Raw genomic sequence first — 18,593 nt, 5'->3', positions numbered from 1 at the left:
AGCCGATACAAAAAAAAGCCCCTGTCACTGGTGAAGTGACAGGGGCTTTTTCATGCCCGGCGATCAGGCCCGATCACGGATCAACAGCGGCTTGAGGTAATGCCCGGTGTGAGACTGTTTCATCTCGGCCACTTCCTCCGGCGTACCGGTGGCAATGATCTGTCCACCTTTTGAACCACCTTCGGGGCCTAGATCCACCAGCCAGTCGGCCGTCTTGATCACGTCGAGGTTGTGTTCGATCACTACCACGGTGTTGCCGTGGTCGCGCAGGCGATGCAGTACGTCGAGCAGTTGCTGGATATCCGCGAAGTGCAGACCCGTGGTCGGCTCATCGAGGATGTACAGGGTCTTGCCGGTATCGCGCTTGGACAGTTCGCGGGATAACTTGACCCGCTGGGCTTCACCGCCGGAAAGCGTCGTGGCCGATTGCCCGAGCTTGATGTACGACAGGCCCACATCCATCAGCGTTTGCAGCTTGCGCGCCAGCGCCGGCACTGCGTCGAAGAACTCCCGCGCTTCCTCGATGGTCATCTCGAGAGTTTCGTGGATATTCTTGCCCTTGTATTTGATTTCCAGGGTTTCGCGGTTGTAGCGCTTGCTCTTGCACACGTCGCACGGGACGTAGATGTCCGGCAGGAAGTGCATTTCCACCTTGATCAGACCGTCGCCCTGGCAGGCTTCGCAGCGACCGCCCTTGACGTTGAACGAGAAACGCCCCGGGCCGTAACCACGGGAGCGGGACTCGGGCACGCCGGCGAACAGTTCGCGGATCGGCGTGAACAGTCCGGTATAGGTCGCCGGGTTGGAGCGCGGCGTGCGGCCGATCGGACTCTGGTCGATGTCGACGACCTTGTCCAGATGTTCCAGGCCCTTGATGCTGTCGTGGGCTGCCGCTTCCAGGGTGGTCGCGCCGTTGAGGGCCGTGGCGCTCAGCGGGAACAGCGTGTTGTTGATCAGCGTCGATTTGCCGGAACCGGAGACGCCGGTCACGCAGGTCAGCAGGCCGATCGGGATTTCCAGGTCGACGTTGCGCAGGTTGTTGCCACGTGCGCCCTTGAGCGAGAGCACCTGCTTCTTGTTGCGTGGCGTGCGCTTGGCCGGCACTTCGATCTTGACCCGGCCCGACAGGTATTTGCCGGTCAGCGAATCCGGGTGCGCCATGACTTCGTCCGGCGTGCCTTCGGCAACGATCTGCCCGCCATGAACACCGGCGCCCGGGCCGATATCCACTACGTAGTCGGCCAGCCGGATCGCGTCTTCGTCGTGCTCGACCACAATCACCGTGTTGCCGATGTCGCGCAGGTGCTTGAGGGTGCCGAGCAGGCGATCGTTGTCGCGCTGGTGTAGACCAATGGACGGTTCATCGAGAATGTACAGAACGCCGACCAGCCCCGCGCCAATCTGGCTGGCCAGACGAATCCGCTGTGCCTCGCCACCGGACAGCGTATCGGCACTGCGATCCAGCGACAGGTAATCCAGTCCCACGTTGACCAGAAACTGCAGGCGCTCGCGGATTTCCTTGAGAATCTTGTCGGCGATTTCGCCACGGCGACCGGTCATCTTCAGCGCGCCGAAGTAATCGCAGGCGTCGCCGATCGGCAGGTTGGTCACCGCCGGCAGGGTTTTCTCGCCAACCCATACATGCCGCGCTTCCCGACGCAGACGGGTGCCACGGCAATCCGGGCACGATTGGGTGCTGAGGAACTTCGCCAGTTCTTCGCGCACGCTCGCCGATTCGGTTTCGCGGTAGCGACGCTCGAGGTTCGGCACGATGCCTTCGAACGGGTGCGAGCGCTTGACGATGTCGCCCCGGTCGTTGAGGTACTTGAAATCGACGTTCTGCGATCCGCTGCCGTGCAGGATGTATTTCTGTTGATCGGCCGGCAGCTCGTTGAACGGCTGCTCCAGGCTGAAGCCGTAATGCGCGGCCAGCGAGCCGAGCATCTGGAAGTAATAGACGTTACGCCGGTCCCAGCCACGGATCGCGCCCTCGGCCAGCGTGAGTTCACCGTTGACCAGTCGCTTGATGTCGAAGAACTGCTTCACTCCCAGACCATCGCAGGTCGGGCAGGCGCCGGCCGGGTTGTTGAAGGAGAACAGCTTGGGTTCCAGCTCGCTGATCGCATGGCCGCAGATCGGGCAGGCGAAGCGCGCGGAGAAGATCATCTCTTCGCCTGGCTCGTCGTCCATCGGCGCCACTAGCGCGATACCGTCGGCCAGCTTCAGTGCGGTCTCGAAGGATTCCGCCAGACGCTGCTGGAGGTCCGCGCGAACCTTGAAGCGGTCGACCACCACTTCAATCGTGTGCTTCTTCTGTTTATCCAGTTTCGGCAGTTCATCCAGCTCGCAGAGCCGGCCGTTGACCCGGGCCCGGACGAAGCCCTGGGCACGCAGTTCTTCGAACACCGACAGGTGCTCACCCTTGCGCTCGCGGATCACCGGCGCCAGCAGCATCAGCTTGCTGCCTTCCGGCTGGGCCAACACCAAGTCGACCATCTGGCTGACGGTCTGGGCTTCCAGTGGAATGTCGTGATCCGGGCAGCGCGGCGTACCGACGCGGGCATAGAGCAAACGCAGGTAGTCGTAGATTTCGGTGATGGTGCCGACCGTGGAGCGCGGGTTGTGCGAGGTCGACTTCTGTTCGATGGAGATCGCCGGCGACAGGCCTTCGATGGTGTCGACGTCGGGTTTCTCCATCATCGACAGGAACTGCCGGGCGTAGGCCGACAGGGATTCGACATAGCGGCGCTGACCTTCGGCGTACAGCGTGTCGAAAGCCAGGGACGACTTGCCGGATCCGGACAGGCCGGTGATGACGATCAGTTTGTCCCGTGGCAGGGTCAGGTCGATGTTCTTCAGGTTGTGGGTGCGGGCCCCACGAATCAGGATCTTGTCCAAAATGGCCTCGCTCGGCGGGCGTCGAAAACACAGGAGTATACGGCCAAATACTGGATGGATGCACACTATCAAGTGAAGGGTTTTTTGCCTTACATGAAGAGAGTTTCATCTGTACGCGTCAAAGCGTCGCGATATACCCCGTCTCTCGATGGGACTGGTAGAATCGCCGCCGGTTCACACGAGGTTTTTCCATGCACGATCCCCACAGCGAACGCATGAGTGGCAGCGAGACCCGCGCGGCGAGCGGTCTGGCCCTGGTGTTCGCCTTCCGTATGCTTGGCATGTTCATGGTGTTGCCGGTACTGGCGACCTACGGCATGGATCTGGCGGGAGCGACCCCGGCCCTGATCGGGCTGGCGATCGGCGCTTACGGCCTGACCCAGGCGATTTTCCAGATTCCGTTCGGGATCATTTCCGACCGCATCGGCCGCCGTCCGGTGATTTACCTGGGGCTGATCGTCTTCGCCCTCGGCAGCGTGCTGGCGGCCCAGGCCGATTCGATCTGGGGCGTGATTGCCGGGCGGATCCTGCAGGGCGCCGGCGCTATTTCTGCGGCGGTCATGGCGTTGCTCTCCGACCTGACCCGCGAACAGCACCGCACCAAGGCCATGGCCATGATCGGCATGACCATCGGCCTGTCGTTCGCCGTGGCCATGGTGGTCGGCCCGCTGCTGACCCGTGCATTCGGCTTGTCCGGCCTGTTTCTCGCCACCGGTGGCATGGCGCTGGTAGGGATCGTGATCGTGATGTTCATGGTGCCGAAATCCACCGGGCCGCTGAGTCATCGCGAGTCCGGCGTGGCGCGCCAGGCGTTGATGCCCACGCTCAAACACCCGGATCTGTTGCGACTGGACCTGGGCATTTTTGTGTTACATGCGATGTTGATGTCGAGCTTCGTTGCACTGCCTCTGGCGCTGGTGGAAAAGGCCGGTCTGCCCAAGGAACAGCACTGGTGGGTCTATCTCACCGCCTTGCTGATCTCGTTCTTCGCCATGATCCCGTTCATCATCTACGGTGAGAAACGACGCAAAATGAAACGAGTTTTGCTCGGTGCCGTCATGACGCTGATGCTGACTGAGCTATTCTTCTGGCAGTTCGGCGACAGCCTGCGGGCCCTGGTGATCGGCACGGTGGTGTTCTTCACCGCGTTCAATCTGCTGGAAGCTTCGCTGCCGTCGCTGATCAGCAAGGTTTCACCGGCAGGTGGCAAAGGCACGGCCATGGGCGTGTACTCCACCAGTCAGTTCCTCGGTTCGGCACTCGGCGGGATTCTCGGCGGCTGGATGTTCCAGCATGGCGGTCTGTCGGTTGTGTTCCTCGGATGTGCCGGGCTGGCTGCACTTTGGCTGGCCTTTGCTGTTACCATGCGCGAACCTCCCTACGTGACGAGCCTGCGCCTGCCGCTGTCGCCCGAAGCGATCCGCGAAGCGGGTCTGGTCGAGCGTCTCAAGGCCCTCGTAGGGGTAACTGATGCAGTGATAGTCGCTGATGAAGCGGCGATCTACATCAAACTGGACACCGAATTAATGGATCGCACCACTCTCGAACGCCTGGTGAACAACCCGGCGCAGACTGCGTGCGAAGCCTAGGAGAACGTTATGGCCCGTGGGGTTAACAAAGTCATTCTGGTCGGTACTTGCGGCCAGGATCCCGAAGTACGCTACCTGCCCAACGGTAACGCCGTGACCAACCTGAGTCTGGCGACCAGCGAGCAGTGGACCGACAAGCAGACCGGTCAGAAGGTCGAGAAGACCGAGTGGCACCGTGTATCGATGTTCGGCAAGGTTGCCGAAATTGCCGGCGAATACCTGCGCAAGGGTTCGCAGGTGTACATCGAAGGCAAGCTGCAGACCCGTGAGTGGGAAAAAGACGGTATCAAGCGTTACACCACCGAAATCGTGGTCGACATGCAAGGCACCATGCAACTGCTGGGCGGCCGTCCGCAACAGGGCGACCAACAAGGCGGTGGCAATAACTACCAGCAGCAGGCGCCACGCCAGCAGGCTCCGCGTCCGCAGCAGTCGGCTCCTCAGCAGCGTTCGGCCCCGGCTCCACAGCAAGCCGCACCGCAACCGGCTCCAGATTTCGACAGCTTCGATGACGATATTCCGTTCTGATTCGCTGCTGAATCCGCGCTAAACAAAAAAGGCCCGTCGCTGAACACGACGGGCCTTTTTCATGTGCGCAGGTTTTTCAGTCAAGAATCAAATGCGGCAAAAACCGGCTCGAATCCTTGGTAATCAAGCTATTGTCTTCCCGCACACCAATCCCCGCTGCCTGATCGCCGATCACCCAGGAACCGATCAGCGTGTAGCTGTCGTCGAACTTCGGCAACGGTGCAAACTCCTGCAGGATGAAGGGCGCGTCGGTGTAGGGCCCATCCTCTTTGACGATCAGGCCTTCGGCAGTCTGCAACTCGATGTTGGCGCCTTCTCGGGAGAAGTACGGTTTGCGTACCCAACCCTTGGGCACGGCGCGGCCCGGATTCGGGTCGAGGTGCGCGGCCAGCAGATTGGGGTGGCCCTTATGAAACGCCCATAGCAGGGGCAGGGCGCCCTTATTGGAGAGGATGGATTTCCATGCCGGTTCGAAAAACTGGGTGTCGCATTCGGCAATCGCCGCTCCGAACGGTTCGTGGAAGATGAACTCCCAGGCGTGCAGCTTGAACAGGTGCGGGATCCAGCGATCCTCAAGATCCACGAAACGCCCGTCAGCGTTCAGGCCGATGTCTTCGATGTCGATGTGCCGGGATTCGATGCCGACCTTCTCTGCGATCAGCCGCAGATAATCCGTGGTGCCCTTGTCTTCGACCGAGTCTTTCATCGAGGCGAAGTAAAACGGTCGCTTCAGTTTCAGTTGCGCAAAGGCTTCATGCAGGCGGGTGTCGATGCTGTTGAACTGGTCGGCATGGCGCGGCAGCATCCCGCGCTCGATGCATTGTTCCAGCCAGCCCCACTGGAACGCCGACGCTTCGTAAAGACTGGTGGGCGTGTCGTAGTTGAGTTCGAGCAGCTTCGCCGGGCCGTTGCCGCTGTAGGAGAAGTCCATGCGTCCGTACAGATGCGGATGACCTTCCAGCCAGGACGTTCGGATCATGTCGTAGTACGGCGCCGGAATGCTCAGGCGATCCAGCAGTTCTTCGCTGTGCACGACGCGGTCGACCAGATCCATGCACATCTCGTGCAGCTCGGTGGTCGGATCCTCCAGATCGTTTTCGATCTGCGCCAGCGTGAACTGGTAGTAGGCGCGCTCGTCCCAGTACGGCTCGTCGTCGATGGTGTGAAACAGAAAGCCGAGGCTTTCGGCAGTCTGTTTCCAGTCGTGGCGCTCGGCGCAGTGGATCTTCTTCATGGTCAGCTGCTCGAACGGCCCCAGCCGCCCCAACCACTGCGTGCGCTGGACTGGCTGCCGAACCCGCCACGGGAGGTGGACGAAGCCACGTTGACCGGTTTGCGGTAGTCGCTGTCGTAGTCCGGCTGGCTGCGGCTCGGCGCGGATTCGATCCGACGGTTCAGTGTCGAGGTGTCGTAGGTCTGGCGCGTATTGCGCTCACGATAAACCGGCCGCGAGTCGCTCGCGCGGTTGTTGCTCATGGCATTGCCGATCAGCCATCCGGTGAGCCAGCCGCTGCCTGCACCGCTGGACGAGTGCGAAGTGCTGGTCTGATTGCTCTGTACGGCTGCGGCATCGCCGGCCGGCATCTGGGCATTGGCGATCGCATCGAGGTTTTGAGCCGGCTCACCGTCCTGCGGCACCTTGAAGCCACCGAGTTTTGGCACGAAACGGCCGGCGGAATTTTTCTGACACCAGTCGGCGGCAAAGTCCGCGTCGCAGGCAGCCTTGTCGTCGTAGGCCGGGGAGATCCGCCGGTGTTCGGCCAGGGCCGCGACGTAGGCGTTCGAACACACATCCGGCGCCACTTCGGCGTCGACGCATTGTTCGACGCTCTGGAAGTTGCGTTGCTGTTCCTGGGCGGCCACTTCACCGGAAATCGCCAGGGCCACCGAAGCGGCCAGCGACAATTGAACGTACTTGCTTCGTTTCATCTCAGGCTTCCTGCCGATCAGTAGGACGGGGTCATGCACGCGGCGTTGAGCATGCCGACGCTGATCGCCACCGCCGCAACATAAATGCCCGCGGCGACTTCACCGTTGGCGATGCGCTGGGACGTGCCCTTGAGCACCAGCCCGGTCCCCAGGAAGGCCAGCAATTGCACCACGGCTGCGATCACTGCCCAGAGGACGAAGTCGAGAACGTTGATCGAATGGGCGATCACGTTGCTGGCCGGAATCGCGAAGCCGATGATCGCGCCGGACAGAGCGATCGCGGCGGCAGTATTGCCGGAACGGATCAGCTCGAACTCCTTGTGCGGCGTGACGCGGGTGTAGACGAACTGAAACAGCATGAACAGCAGCACGGCGCCGATCAGGTAGGCGACGAAACCGACCAGCGCGGTTTTGTTCAGGGAAATGGACAACGCTTCCAGCATGGAAAACTTCCTTTTAAATGGTGCTCAAATCGGTGGTGTACAGCGAGATGCCCAGCGAGGTGCTCAGGCTGACGGTGCCTTCTTCGTCCTGCTCGACGGAGAACAGCAAGAGTTCGCGGCGATCAGTCAGGCCGGTGTCCCGGGCGTAGAGCATCGAGTGATGGTTGATGGTGTAGGACTCGTCCGGGTTGATCACCTGTTCGGTGAGCGGCACCAGTTCGGTCTGGCCGCGTTCGGTGCCCCACTCTCGGGTGTATTCGACACCTTCGTGGCGGTAGGTCGGCAGGCCGATCAGGCTGTTCGGGCCGGCCAGGCGCTGCAATTCGGCGTTACTGTTGACCGTTACATAGCTGAGGTAGTTGAACAGCGTCACCGACTCGATCTGGTCGTCGCCCGTGACATGGATTTGTACCCAGAAGTCTTCGTTGTTCAGGTAGTAGCGATGCAGTTTGTTCGACTGACCGAGGTCGATCCAGCCGGCGCTCCAGATGGCCTGGGCATCGGGAACCCGCACCGAGGTGCTGCCGTCGAGCAACAGGCCGAGGGTCGTGTCGAAGCGGATCGCCTTGCCTTGCGCCAGTCCGAGCGGGCCGCCGGCAGACTCGGAGGTCGGCGCGGCCGGCTGCCACTTGCTGGTGCCGAGCAAATCTTTGAACCATCCCATGGGTACATTCCTTGAAGCGGGTGGAGATATTCGTTGGCAAAACGCCGCTAGTGTACCGGCCTCGTGGCGAACGAGCAGGCAAAAAAGAAGGGCACCCGGTGCCCTTCTTTTTTCTCGCCGCCGTTACTGGGCGGACTTCTGCTTCAGACGCTCGAGGATGGCGTTGGCGCTGCCTTCGTTCGGCGTGATGCCGGCTTCACGCAGCTTGCGGTCCAGATCGTTGCCGGTCGAAGCATCGGCCAGCTCGTCGGCAGCACTCAGCTCGGCAGCGCGTTGCTGCTGCTTGGCTTGCAGACGGTTCAAGGTGCCGACGGCGGTTTCCAGCTTGCCGTTGGCGCCACCGCTGGCGATCGAAGCACTGACCTGAGCTTTCTGCACGCTTTCACGGGCCTTGGCCATGTCCACTTGCTGGCGCAGGCTCTTGATCCGCGCTTCGGCCTTGTTGATGTCCTTGCGCATGTTGTCGGCGTAGGTGCCGAACTCGTCGCTCTGCTTCTTCTCGACGTCCAGGTCGTTGGTCAGAGTCGAGATCGCTTCGGCCACTTCCAGCGCCAGGTCTTCACGGCCGGCGTTCAGGGCGGAAACAGCCTTGGCTTCCAGGTCCCTGATCTTGGCTTCGTACTCGCTCACGCGGTCGGCGGAGAGTTTGTGCTTGGCCATGATGGTGACCAGTTCGCGACGGGCGTTGGACAGCGCGCTGTCGGCGTCACGGATTTCCTGATCGAGGATGCGCAGGGCCTGCTGGTCAGCGATCGCTTCGCCGACTTCGTTGGCGCCGCCGCGCAGCGCGGTGAACAACTTGCTCCAGATGGACTGAGTCATTGGGTTTTCCCTGTTGATTACTTGAAGAAGTGTTCGAAGGCTTCGCTGGCGCGCTGCACGTTGTCGACCAGGGTTTTCACCTCGGTGACCACGTTGGTCAGGCTCGAGTCGGCACTCAGTGCACCGAACATGTTGTAGACGGTCTGGCCGTTGGGCATGGTCTCGATGCCGATCGACGACAGCGGGAACATTTCCCGGCTACGCAGTACGGCGTCGTTGAAGGCGCGCACGTCGGTGATCGAATCGATGTCCACCAGCACGGTGTCGACGATGATCTGCTGACCGGCGAGGGCGATGTGAATCGGCAGACCGCCGAATTCGTTCATTTCCAGCTTGAGGCTGGGTTCGGAGCTCTGGATCAGAGACAGCGTGATCTCTTGCGAAGCCACCTCGTCCAGCGCTTTAAAGGCGTTGTAGAGGCTATCGATGTTCCAGTTGTTGCCTGCGCTCATGTAATTCTCCGACATGAAAGAGCCAGCCAGAATCGGTTGGCGTAGCTGTTGCTCCATTTGCTTGAGCAAGCTTCGGTTTTCCGGAAGCACCCAAGTTTCGTGTTTCACATAACCGGCGGCAGCCAGGCCCGCGCGCATCTGCTTCATGTAAAAGCTCGACGGTTTTTTCGCGGACGGTGTCGAGCGCACTCCCTTTGGGCTCTCTGACTTAGTGGCGGGGGAGCGGCTTTTCATGGCGATGACTCCGTTATGAACATCTCACGCGTGAGCCACACTACATCCAATTCAAAGTGCCATCAATGGCTCACGCGTGAGATTTTTGTGACACGCAAAAAGACGCCCGCAACGAGGCGGGCGCAGGTTTTTCCAGATGTGTCCGAGCAGTACTCAGCGGCCGGCGGCAAGGAACTCGTCGGTGGACACCACGCTGGCGTAGGCAAATCCCAGCGCTGACATGAATGCCGCATGCACGTGGGCGGCCGGAACGGTCAGGCCGTTGAATTCCAGATCGCGGGTGGCGCAGGCATCGTGGATCACCGTGACGGTGTAACCCAGATCGGCCGCCGCACGGGTGATGCCGTCGACGCACATGTGGCTCATGCTGCCGACCACCACCAGTTCCTTGATGCCCTGTTCATCGAGGATCGATTGCAGCTCGGTTTCGCGGAACGAGTTGACGAAGTGCTTGAGCACCACCGGCTCGTCGGCGCGGTTTAGCACTTTCGGATGCAGTTTCGCGCCTTCGGAGCCAGGGGTGAAAAACGGTGCCTCGGGCGAGGTGAATTCGTGGCGGATGTGCACCACCGAATCGCCGGCCTCGCGGAAGGCCGCGATCAGCCGAACGGCTTTGTCCGCGGCGGCGTCGGCGCCGACCAGCGGCCACTTGCCTTGGGGGAAGTAGTCGTTCTGGATATCGACTACGATGAGCGCTTGCTTGGCCATGGGTGTGTCCTCGAAGTGTGGGTTGGTGTGGGTTCAGTATTGGCGCTGGCCACGTTTTCGAGGATTGGCCGCACCGACAATACACAGGGGAAAACTGACAATGGGTGCTGAAAGGACCGTCGCGGAACTCGGCGTGCTGATGTATCCCGGTGCGCAAATGGCGGCGGTGCATGGCCTCACCGACCTGTTCGGAGTGGCCAACCGGATTGCGGCCGAACATCAGGCAACACAATTGCCTCTGCTGCGGATCAGCCATTGGCAGGTCGATGGAGAACGGCCACCGGTGCGGGTCTATGACAGTCATCCAGTTGCTGACAACGGTTTGCTGGCGGTGTTGATTCCACCGTCCATCGCTGGTTTTTCTGCGGCGCAGATGCCGGCCGGGCTGGTGCCCTGGCTGCGTGAGCAACACGCCCGGGGCGCGACGCTCGGCGGGGTCTGTGTCGGCTCGTGGCTGTTGGCGGAGAGCGGGTTGCTCGATGGTCGCAGCGCTACCACTCACTGGACTTCGGCCAAAGCCTTCTCCGAGTGTTATCCGAAGATCAAGCTCAAGGCCGACACACCGATTGTCGATGACGGCGACCTGATCACCACGGCCGGTCTGATGGCCTGGTCGGAACTGGGATTGCGGCTGGTCGATCGGCTGCTTGGGCCGAGCATCGCCAGCGCGACCGCGCGATTCCTGGTGGTGGAACACAGCGATAGCGCCAGTGCCTGCGGAAGCAATTTCGCCCCGATCCTCAATCACGGCGACGGGGCGATTCTCAAGGTTCAGCACTGGCTGCAAGGCAATGGCGCGACCGATGTCTCGCTGACGGCGATGGCCGAACGCGCGGGCCTCGAAGAGCGCACTTTCCTGCGCCGTTTCCGTGCGGCGACCGGTCTGAAACCCACCGAATACTGCCAGCACCTGCGAGTCGGCAAGGCCCGGGAAATGCTGGAGTTCACCAACGGCACCATCGACCACATTGCGTGGACAGTGGGTTATCAGGATCCGGGAGCATTTCGCGCGACTTTCAAGAAAATCACCGGGCTGGCGCCGAGTGATTATCGGTCGCGGTTTGGTAGCATGTCGCCATCATTGGGGCGATCTTAAGCTGAGTCGACCTCCAGACTTTGGCCCGCGGCAGATTTCGCTTTCAGGCAATGACTAAAAGGATGTTCATGAGCAATACAAAAGGCGGCACCAATGCTCGAGGTTCCGCAGGTGGAGCAGCAAGTACCGGCGGAGCAGTCTATGCAGGTTCTGTCGGAGCCTGGTGTGCGGTGCAGCTTTTGCTTGGAAAGAGTATCTCTCTGCCCTGGAAATTGAGTGTTGTGCACAACATCAAGTCATTGGCTTGCGAGAGCTCGACGCACGTCGATGATCTGGTGTTGCAGTTACTTCCACATGGTACGGTTTACATTCAGATCAAGCATGGTCTGGTGCTCGGGGCAGAGTTCAACAAGGCGCTGGCCCAGTTGGTGCGACAGTTCTGGAATAGCGGTTTCTCCTGCAAAACTGACAGGCTGGTGATTGTCACCGATATGAGCGCCTCGAGTACGGTGCGCGTGACGGTCAGGAGCCTGTTGCGAAGTTGTCATGACTTGGCAAAAGACACATCGCTTGACGTGTTACTGACCAGCGATGCCAAAAAGGCTGCATTTGACCGGCTCAAGGAGCGATTCGAGGTTGAATCTCTGAGCTTGAAAAAAAGTGCCCGGCAGGTTGAGAAAAAGTTTCGCGATTTCTTGAGCTGCGCTCATGTCACCATTCTGGAGACGATGGACGGGCAGGACGAAAATTATGCGATAGAACGGCTGCATCAGGTTTTGCTCAAGCCTGAAGAGGCCCGACAGGCGTGGACGACGCTAAATGCGAGTTGCCTCAAAGTCGCGACACTCAGAAGCTCTGTGGATCTGGCAGGGTTGTGGGACATTTTGAGGCGAGAAGGGATCGAGGTTTCTTCACGTCGCTTGAGCCTTGAGGGCTTGCAGGTCCAGCTTCAAGATGTGGTCAAGGCCATGACGCAAGCACGGATCGGTCAGCTGCTGAGCAATGGGAGGATTGATCCTGAACGCTATGTGACCCGACGGGTGCTGGACGGCTACCTGTTGAAGTTCATCGGTTCACCGAATTCCCTGATGGTACTCAGTGGCGGCTCGGGAAAAGGCAAGACCAGTTGGTGCGCCAATATTGCTGCCACCCCGCAGGGTCGCCCTGTCTTGTTGGTCGCAGCAGAAAGTCTCCATGACAATGATGCCGGCCTCGTTGCCAGTCTTTGTCGTTTGATCAGTGAACACATCGGCGTGGATGGAGGGTACTCACTGAGCTCTTCGGAGATTTCCTACTGGCTGCAGCACACTCCGCTGTTGGTGCTGATCGATGGCCTTGATCGGGCTCCGGCATTCTCTCGTCATTTGAATCAGTGGATGGACCTGACTCTGGCTCAAATGACGAAAACACAGTTGAAACTGGTTCTGACCGGCCGGCCGGAGACGATAGGGCGACTCCACGCAAATCTGGAGTTCTCCTCACTTGTATTTACGCCGCACTATGGCGCTCCCCTTATTCAGCTCGACGATTTCACAGACGATGAAGCCGGATTGGCAGCAGCGCGTCTGGGAGATCCATCATTGGCTCGTTATCGACATCCGAGCATGATGTGGTTCAGTGCTCAAATTCAGGCCGAAGCGGGATTTGCACTCAGGCCAGGACAGATCGTCGATCAATTCATCGAACACCGAAAACGTCAGGTGATTTCCGACCACGAAATTCTCAGTGAGCAATTGGCAGAGTTCATTGAATGTGTGTCCAAAGCCCTTGCCCGTTCTGAGCAGGGTTTGTTGGCCTTTAGTGGCTTGTCCGGCATGCCTGGATTCAATCTGTCGGCCTATGAAGCGCTCAGGCGTGGCAACTTCATTATCGAAGCCCAGGGGCAGCTTCGCGTTGAGCCTGACGAAGTGTCCGAACGACTTCACGGCCGCTGCCTGGATGTGGCGCAGACGATTAGTGATCTGCCTTGTCTCAACGCCTTTCCGCTGAAGATGGGGGCATTGCGTTCCGCATTGACCGATCTGGCAGTGAGTGATGCCGATCAGGCAGTCGTGCAGTTACAGCGGCTGATCCAGAGTGTGCAGGAGGGCCCGATGGACATTGCTCGCAGTCTTGCGTGCTCGGTGTTCGAAGCACTGGCTGACTGGACTTCACTGGAGCCATTGGCAGCCACGATGGGACGAAATTGCCAGGAGCGAAATATCTTTCTGATATTTGAACCGAACGAGTCGTTGCTGAAACTGCTGACCTCCGATCGATGGTCGGAGGAGCAGCGCATCAGGCTGCTCTGGGAACTGGCCAAAGGCGAGTCTGGTTACGACTGGCGGGAAAAACACTGGCTGGGACACCGATTGCAACCAGGTTTCAGCGTGACGCCCTGGCGTCAAGCCATGTTGCAGGTACTTGAGGCATCTCAAGGCAACAGCTGGGCATTTCTGATTGAACGATTCGGTTTGACCCACGCGCTGCAGGACACCTCTGAATCCGTAATGGGTGATGTGGCAAGGGCGTTGTTTTACCTGTCGGCGAAAAAACGGATGTGGTCGGCCTTGCAAGCGCTGGCAGTGAACGACAGCGAATATACCCGTCAGATGCTGAGGCTGTTGGCTCGCGATTTCCCGGATCAGGTGGCCGTCCTGATACCAACGATTCTCGAATCGCGCGTATTTGGTTTGTCGGCGCTCATTTCACTGGCGAGAGGTATGGAAACCGCTGAGGGCGAACCCGTCAGCGCCGTAATCGAAGCCATGCGAATGATCATTAAACATGATCAGGACACGACTCTGCGCCATATCTGCCTGCATGCTCTGGCCCGAGGTGGCGATCAGGATGCCGCATGGGAGTTGATCGAGTCGCCCGATTTACACAGCGCGGATGTCGGTGTATGTCTGGCGTTTTTCAAAGAAGATTTCGCATCGCTCGCCCAGCGAGTCGTCACCCGCATTCTGTCGGACGAAGTGATGATTGAAGCGCTGAGCGGCTTTGAGGTTTCGATAGCGCATGACAACTTTTTGGATGTGTCCCGGTTCATCATCCTGCAGCCCTTGTTAATGCAAGTGCTTGAGCAAATGCCACAGGATGCTGCAGGGGCAGCTAATGTGGTTGAAAGTTTTGTGTATGAAGCCGCTTGTGCATCTTGTGAGTGGCCGGGACTGATTGAACTGGTAAAGAAAATCCTGACGTCGAGCGACTCTCAAGCGCGTTCCACAATGGTGTACGCCAGCACCGGAGATGACCGACGCACGCCAAGCCATGCGGGTCAGCAATTACGCGCACAGATCATAGAACTGTTGATCGAACATGAAACCGATCCCAAGTTGCTGACGTTATTGATCAGCAAACTGTTTTCCAACCGGATTGATTACGCGCAAACGCCGACATGGTTGGCAAGATTGATACGCCGATGCCCTGACTTGCCGTATGAAAAAACGGGATCAGCTTGGGGATTCGGCTCCAATGAACAAAAGGTCAAGCGGGTACTAAGCGAAGCCAGGGCAATAGCAAACACCGCAGCGGTTTGATCTGTGTCGGCTTGATTCCCGACCCGGTTGACGACTGGTAGTGTCTGACTACGCTGATAGTGGCAAATTGACTATATCGTCAATTCCCCCAGACGCGATCAAGGACGAAATCATGCCGGTCATCACCTTTGCCAAGGCTTTCAGATCGGCAGCGTTGTTTGCTGCATTTATGGCCCTCATGACCGGGTGCGCTGTGCCGACAGGAACGGCGCACCTGTATCGTGAAAAGGGTGGAGCGAATTCGGGTAATGGCGAGTCGCGGGAACTGACCAGTATTTACGATACAACTGCACGTGATCCCGCGATCAGAAAGGCTGCCAGTGGGGCGCTCGGGCAGGATGATGTTTTTGCCATTTATCTGACTGACGGCTATTTCAAATACCTGCGTGATTTTGACGGGGTCAATGAGGTAGTGATCGTGGCCGAGTTCACAGAGGTGAATGCTGGCACCAAGGACGACACTGTGAGCAAGGTCCTTGGCCCCTATCTGGGCGTGGCCGACCAATCGGGGACGCCGTTTCTCAGTAAGCTTCTGTACGGTCCGAAAAAACTCGACTCTGACCACATCAACGTCCGTCTGACCATTCTTGAATACGATCAGGGGGAGAATGAAAACTCGGCGGCGTTCCTGGATTTCATCACCTCTGCCAGCCAGACCCTGTCTCTTGAGAATCCGGTTACTGCCGCAGAAATAAAGTTCGCCAAAGAAGTCGCCAAAAGTCTGTTGAGTCTTAACAAGGACGATGTGGTGATGCAGATCGACTTCGATCTGGTGGGAGATACCGGGCAAATTGGTCAGCAAGGCAGCTATATCGCACTGTCACCCGGCAACTATGTATTGATCAATCAGGAGCGCTGTTCTCTGGGCAATTGCTTCGGTTATCTGACCCATGGGGGGACCACCGCCAATCCGGTAGCCTGGCTGGGTGATGCGGCGCTGCTGATTCCGGTCGCCTTGCGTCGCGGACTGACGGACACCCCGGACGGCAAGGCGTTGAGCCCGATCGACCTGAGTAAAATCAGACATCTCAATCAAAAAGTGGTCGATACGTCAGCAGGGAGCAATGTATTCACCGACAAGACCTGGCTGAGCTTCACGGTGGTCAAGGGGGGTGATGCCTCGCTTTGGGAAAAGCGCCGGCTGCTGGGAACGGCGGAGGAAGCCATCCAGAATCTAAGCAAGAAAGGTGCTCTGAACGGGCTCAGAACGTCGGATTATCAATTGGCCGAAGATGCGCTGAAAGCGGCGAGGGCGAAGGAGTTGCAAAGCCAGCAGGTCCTGTCGTTTGTCTCTCCGGTGAATGAAAGGGGCGAATTTGCTCCCAGTCTGACAGCCGCCGAATACTGCCTGAATCATCCGGCGACAGTTACTTCAATCAATGCACAGTTTTACCGTAAGAGAGCAGCCGGTGCTCCGCAAGTGCTGGGTGAGTCTGAGATCAAGAAAAATGATGGCAAGTCGACGCCGAACAACACGTGCTTCACCGTAGGTAGCGGAGCCAGAACGGCGGGTGATTATGAGATGGTTGCGGTATTTGGCTCGGGAACTTCCAACCGGGTTCAGACCATTGGCTATTCCATCGAAGACCCAGCGGTCGTCAAAGCGGCGGCTGCAGCCAAAGCGGCGGCGGCCAAAGCAGCAGAAGCCAAAGCAGCGGCGAAAGCAGCGCCTTGAGCCATCGTGCAATATGCCGTCCAATTGAAGCCCGTCGTGCAAAACGCGACGGGCGTGATGCCATCACCTATCCCTTAATCTACTGATGCCAAGCACTTTTTCTATCCACCACCGTTTGGCCTGATCTCTGCACCCTCTGACCTACATTCATCTCGCCGCTGGAAGGGGGACGCATGACCGCGACATCCCGTAGGAAAGTGGTCGTCGCCCACTCGGTTCGACCCGGCGCGCCACAACATGAAGTGCAGACCAACAAAGCCCTCGCGCGATGGCTGGCGCAGATCCTCGGCCTCAAGTTCGGCGGCAGTTACGACGCCGAAAAACATCGCGGCCGGGATATTTACCTGCTGCCGACCCAGACCCTCGTCGGCGCGGCGGCCCGCGAACTGGGTGTGAGCGGCCCGGCCGATCTGTGGGGCGGTTTCGTCGAGCACGATTTCATCTGCACCAAAGCCATCAGCCACGGTTTGCGCAGCCATCAGGCTCATGCGCCGCAAGGCTGGTCGCCGCTGTTTTCCGAACGAGTGCGCACCGTGGTGCTGGACGGGCTCAGCGTCTTCGCGCTGGAAGATGCCAGGCCCGCCGCCGAACATCTGTTGTACAGCGGACCGATCCGGATCAAGCCGATTCACGCCTGTGCCGGGCGTGGGCAGGAAGTGATCAAGAGCCTCGATGCATTCGACGAAATTCTCGCCCGACCCGAGGCCGGAGAACTGTTCAGCGATGGCGTGGTGCTGGAGCAGGACTTGAGTCAGGTGGTTACCCACAGCGTCGGCCAGTCGTTCATCGGCGATCGGGTGCTGAGTTACTGCGGTGATCAATACTTGACCAAGGACGCCCACGGCGAAGACGTCTACGGCGGCTCGAACCTGCTGGTGGTGCAGGGCGGTTACGAGGATCTGCTGGCGCTGGATCTGCCCGACGACGTGCGTCTGGCGATCCAGCAGGCGCAGGTGTTCGACCGGGCGGCGGACGAAGCCTATCCGCGCTTCTATGCCTCGCGGCGCAATTACGACATCGCCCAGGGCCTGGACAGCGAAGGCCGATCCCGCAGTGGCGTGCTCGAACAGTCCTGGCGCATGGGCGGCGCCAGCAGCGCGGAAGTCGCGGCGTTGCAAAGCTTCGTCAACGATCCTTCGATGCGCGCGATCCGCGTGTCGTCGGTGGAAACCTATACCGATAAGTCCCTGCCGGCGGATGCCATCGAGGTGTATCGCGGGCCGGCCGAGAACAGCGACTTTCTCCTCAAATACGTAACGGTCAAATCCTATGACGGCTAGAAGTGAAAGCATTCAAATCGACATTGATGATGAACAGATGAGCGGGACGTTCCTCAGCCCCAAATCGAAAGTCCCCGGCGTGTTGTTCGTGCACGGCTGGGGCGGCAGTCAGGAGCGGGATCTGGAGCGGGCCAAAGGTATCGCCGGCCTGGGTTGCGTGTGCCTGACGTTTGACCTGCGCGGGCACACCGGCGGCACCGGCATACCGCTGAGCCGGGTCACCCGCGAAGACAACCTGCGTGACTTGCTGGCGGCCTACGACCGGCTGCTCGCCCATCCGGCGCTGGACACCTCGGCCATTGCGGTGGTGGGCACCAGCTATGGCGGTTATCTCGCCTCGATCCTGACCTCGCTGCGCCCGGTGCGCTGGCTGGCGTTGCGGGTGCCGGCGCTGTACCGCGACGAACAATGGCACACGCCCAAACGCGATCTGGACAAGGCCGACCTGCGCGATTATCGCGGCACTCTGGTGCGCGCCGACAGCAACCGCGCCTTGCACGCCTGCTCGCAATTCACCGGTGACGTGCTGCTGGTGCAATCGGAAACCGATGACTACGTGCCCCACGCGACCATCATGAGTTACCGCGCCGCATGCCAACAGACCCATTCGCTGACCCACCGCATCATCGACGGCGCCGACCACGCCCTGAGCGACCCGACCTCGCAGCAGGCCTACACCTCGATCCTGGTCGACTGGATCACCGAGATGGTGGTGGGTGAGCGGTTGAGCATCATTCAGTCGACATGAGTCTGCTTCGGCCTTGCCGGCGCTTTCGCGAGCAAGCTCGCTCCCACCAATGGAATGCGTACTCCT

15 protein-coding genes are annotated in these 18,593 nt (G+C 59.5%); 7 read left to right on the top strand and 8 right to left on the bottom strand.

The annotated features are described in order from the left end of the window. Positions 1 to 63: 63 nt before the first annotated feature. Positions 64 to 2,898, bottom strand: coding sequence for an excinuclease ABC subunit UvrA (gene uvrA, locus IHQ43_RS26010; protein WP_192562579.1), 2,835 nt, complete (start codon positions 2,896 to 2,898; stop codon positions 64 to 66). A 191-nt stretch (positions 2,899 to 3,089) separates the two neighbouring features. On the opposite strand from uvrA, the gene IHQ43_RS26005 reads away from it, so the two are divergent. Together IHQ43_RS26005 and IHQ43_RS26000 are read left to right on the top strand one after the other, a co-directional pair. Beyond that, on the top strand, positions 3,090 to 4,487 hold the full coding sequence (locus IHQ43_RS26005; protein WP_039771979.1) for an MFS transporter: 1,398 nt from the start codon (positions 3,090 to 3,092) through the stop codon (positions 4,485 to 4,487). 9 nt (positions 4,488 to 4,496) lie between these two features. Then, positions 4,497 to 5,015 carry a single-stranded DNA-binding protein gene (locus IHQ43_RS26000; RefSeq protein ID WP_003228709.1) on the top strand — a complete coding sequence of 173 codons (519 nt, stop codon included), beginning with the start codon at positions 4,497 to 4,499 and terminating at the stop codon, positions 5,013 to 5,015. A gap of 76 nt (positions 5,016 to 5,091) precedes the next feature. Here IHQ43_RS26000 and IHQ43_RS25995 read toward each other — a convergent pair whose 3' ends face one another. The 7 genes from IHQ43_RS25995 to IHQ43_RS25965 form a co-directional block, all read right to left on the bottom strand. Next, on the bottom strand, positions 5,092 to 6,249 hold the full coding sequence (locus IHQ43_RS25995; protein ID WP_192562578.1) for a glutathionylspermidine synthase family protein: 1,158 nt from the start codon (positions 6,247 to 6,249) through the stop codon (positions 5,092 to 5,094). A gap of 2 nt (positions 6,250 to 6,251) precedes the next feature. Next, the gene (locus IHQ43_RS25990; RefSeq protein ID WP_192562577.1) at positions 6,252 to 6,944 is read right to left on the bottom strand and encodes a DUF1190 domain-containing protein; all 693 of its coding nucleotides are present in this window, start codon (positions 6,942 to 6,944) and stop codon (positions 6,252 to 6,254) included. Between the two features lie 17 nt (positions 6,945 to 6,961). Further along, complete coding sequence (locus tag IHQ43_RS25985; protein WP_192562576.1) at positions 6,962 to 7,387, bottom strand: DUF350 domain-containing protein; 426 nt, start codon at positions 7,385 to 7,387, stop codon at positions 6,962 to 6,964. Between the two features lie 13 nt (positions 7,388 to 7,400). Next, a complete protein-coding gene (locus IHQ43_RS25980) occupies positions 7,401 to 8,051 on the bottom strand; it encodes a DUF2491 family protein (protein WP_192562575.1) in 651 nt (216 codons plus the stop codon). A 123-nt stretch (positions 8,052 to 8,174) separates the two neighbouring features. After that, complete coding sequence (locus tag IHQ43_RS25975; RefSeq protein WP_192562574.1) at positions 8,175 to 8,873, bottom strand: PspA/IM30 family protein; 699 nt, start codon at positions 8,871 to 8,873, stop codon at positions 8,175 to 8,177. A 17-nt stretch (positions 8,874 to 8,890) separates the two neighbouring features. Continuing rightward, a complete protein-coding gene (locus IHQ43_RS25970; protein ID WP_007955624.1) occupies positions 8,891 to 9,559 on the bottom strand; it encodes a YjfI family protein in 669 nt (222 codons plus the stop codon). A 153-nt stretch (positions 9,560 to 9,712) separates the two neighbouring features. Next, positions 9,713 to 10,267, bottom strand: coding sequence for a cysteine hydrolase family protein (locus IHQ43_RS25965; protein ID WP_192562573.1), 555 nt, complete (start codon positions 10,265 to 10,267; stop codon positions 9,713 to 9,715). Positions 10,268 to 10,367: 100 nt separating this feature from the next. Between IHQ43_RS25965 and IHQ43_RS25960 the strand changes: the two genes are divergently transcribed. The 5 genes from IHQ43_RS25960 to IHQ43_RS25940 all read left to right on the top strand — a co-directional run bounded on the left by IHQ43_RS25960 (position 10,368) and on the right by IHQ43_RS25940 (position 18,527). Next, positions 10,368 to 11,363, top strand: coding sequence for a GlxA family transcriptional regulator (locus IHQ43_RS25960; RefSeq protein WP_192562572.1), 996 nt, complete (start codon positions 10,368 to 10,370; stop codon positions 11,361 to 11,363). A 68-nt stretch (positions 11,364 to 11,431) separates the two neighbouring features. Continuing rightward, positions 11,432 to 14,824: a hypothetical protein gene (locus IHQ43_RS25955; protein ID WP_192562571.1), complete on the top strand. Its 3,393-nt coding sequence runs from the start codon at positions 11,432 to 11,434 to the stop codon at positions 14,822 to 14,824. Between the two features lie 112 nt (positions 14,825 to 14,936). Next, positions 14,937 to 16,499 carry a hypothetical protein gene (locus tag IHQ43_RS25950; protein ID WP_192562570.1) on the top strand — a complete coding sequence of 521 codons (1,563 nt, stop codon included), beginning with the start codon at positions 14,937 to 14,939 and terminating at the stop codon, positions 16,497 to 16,499. Positions 16,500 to 16,672: 173 nt separating this feature from the next. Next, positions 16,673 to 17,779 (top strand): DUF3182 family protein, encoded by a 1,107-nt coding sequence (locus tag IHQ43_RS25945; protein WP_192562569.1) that lies wholly within the window; start codon positions 16,673 to 16,675, stop codon positions 17,777 to 17,779. Next, on the top strand, positions 17,769 to 18,527 hold the full coding sequence (locus tag IHQ43_RS25940; RefSeq protein WP_192562568.1) for an alpha/beta hydrolase family protein: 759 nt from the start codon (positions 17,769 to 17,771) through the stop codon (positions 18,525 to 18,527). Before IHQ43_RS25945 ends, IHQ43_RS25940 begins: the two co-directional genes overlap by 11 nt. Positions 18,528 to 18,593: the final 66 nt, after the last annotated feature.

It is taken from the genome of Pseudomonas gozinkensis, from assembly GCF_014863585.1.
Taxonomy (GTDB): Bacteria; Pseudomonadota; Gammaproteobacteria; order Pseudomonadales; family Pseudomonadaceae; genus Aquipseudomonas; species Aquipseudomonas gozinkensis.
The sequence above is the reverse complement of the archived record's forward strand: the minus strand, read 5'-3'. Positions and strand labels throughout refer to the sequence as shown.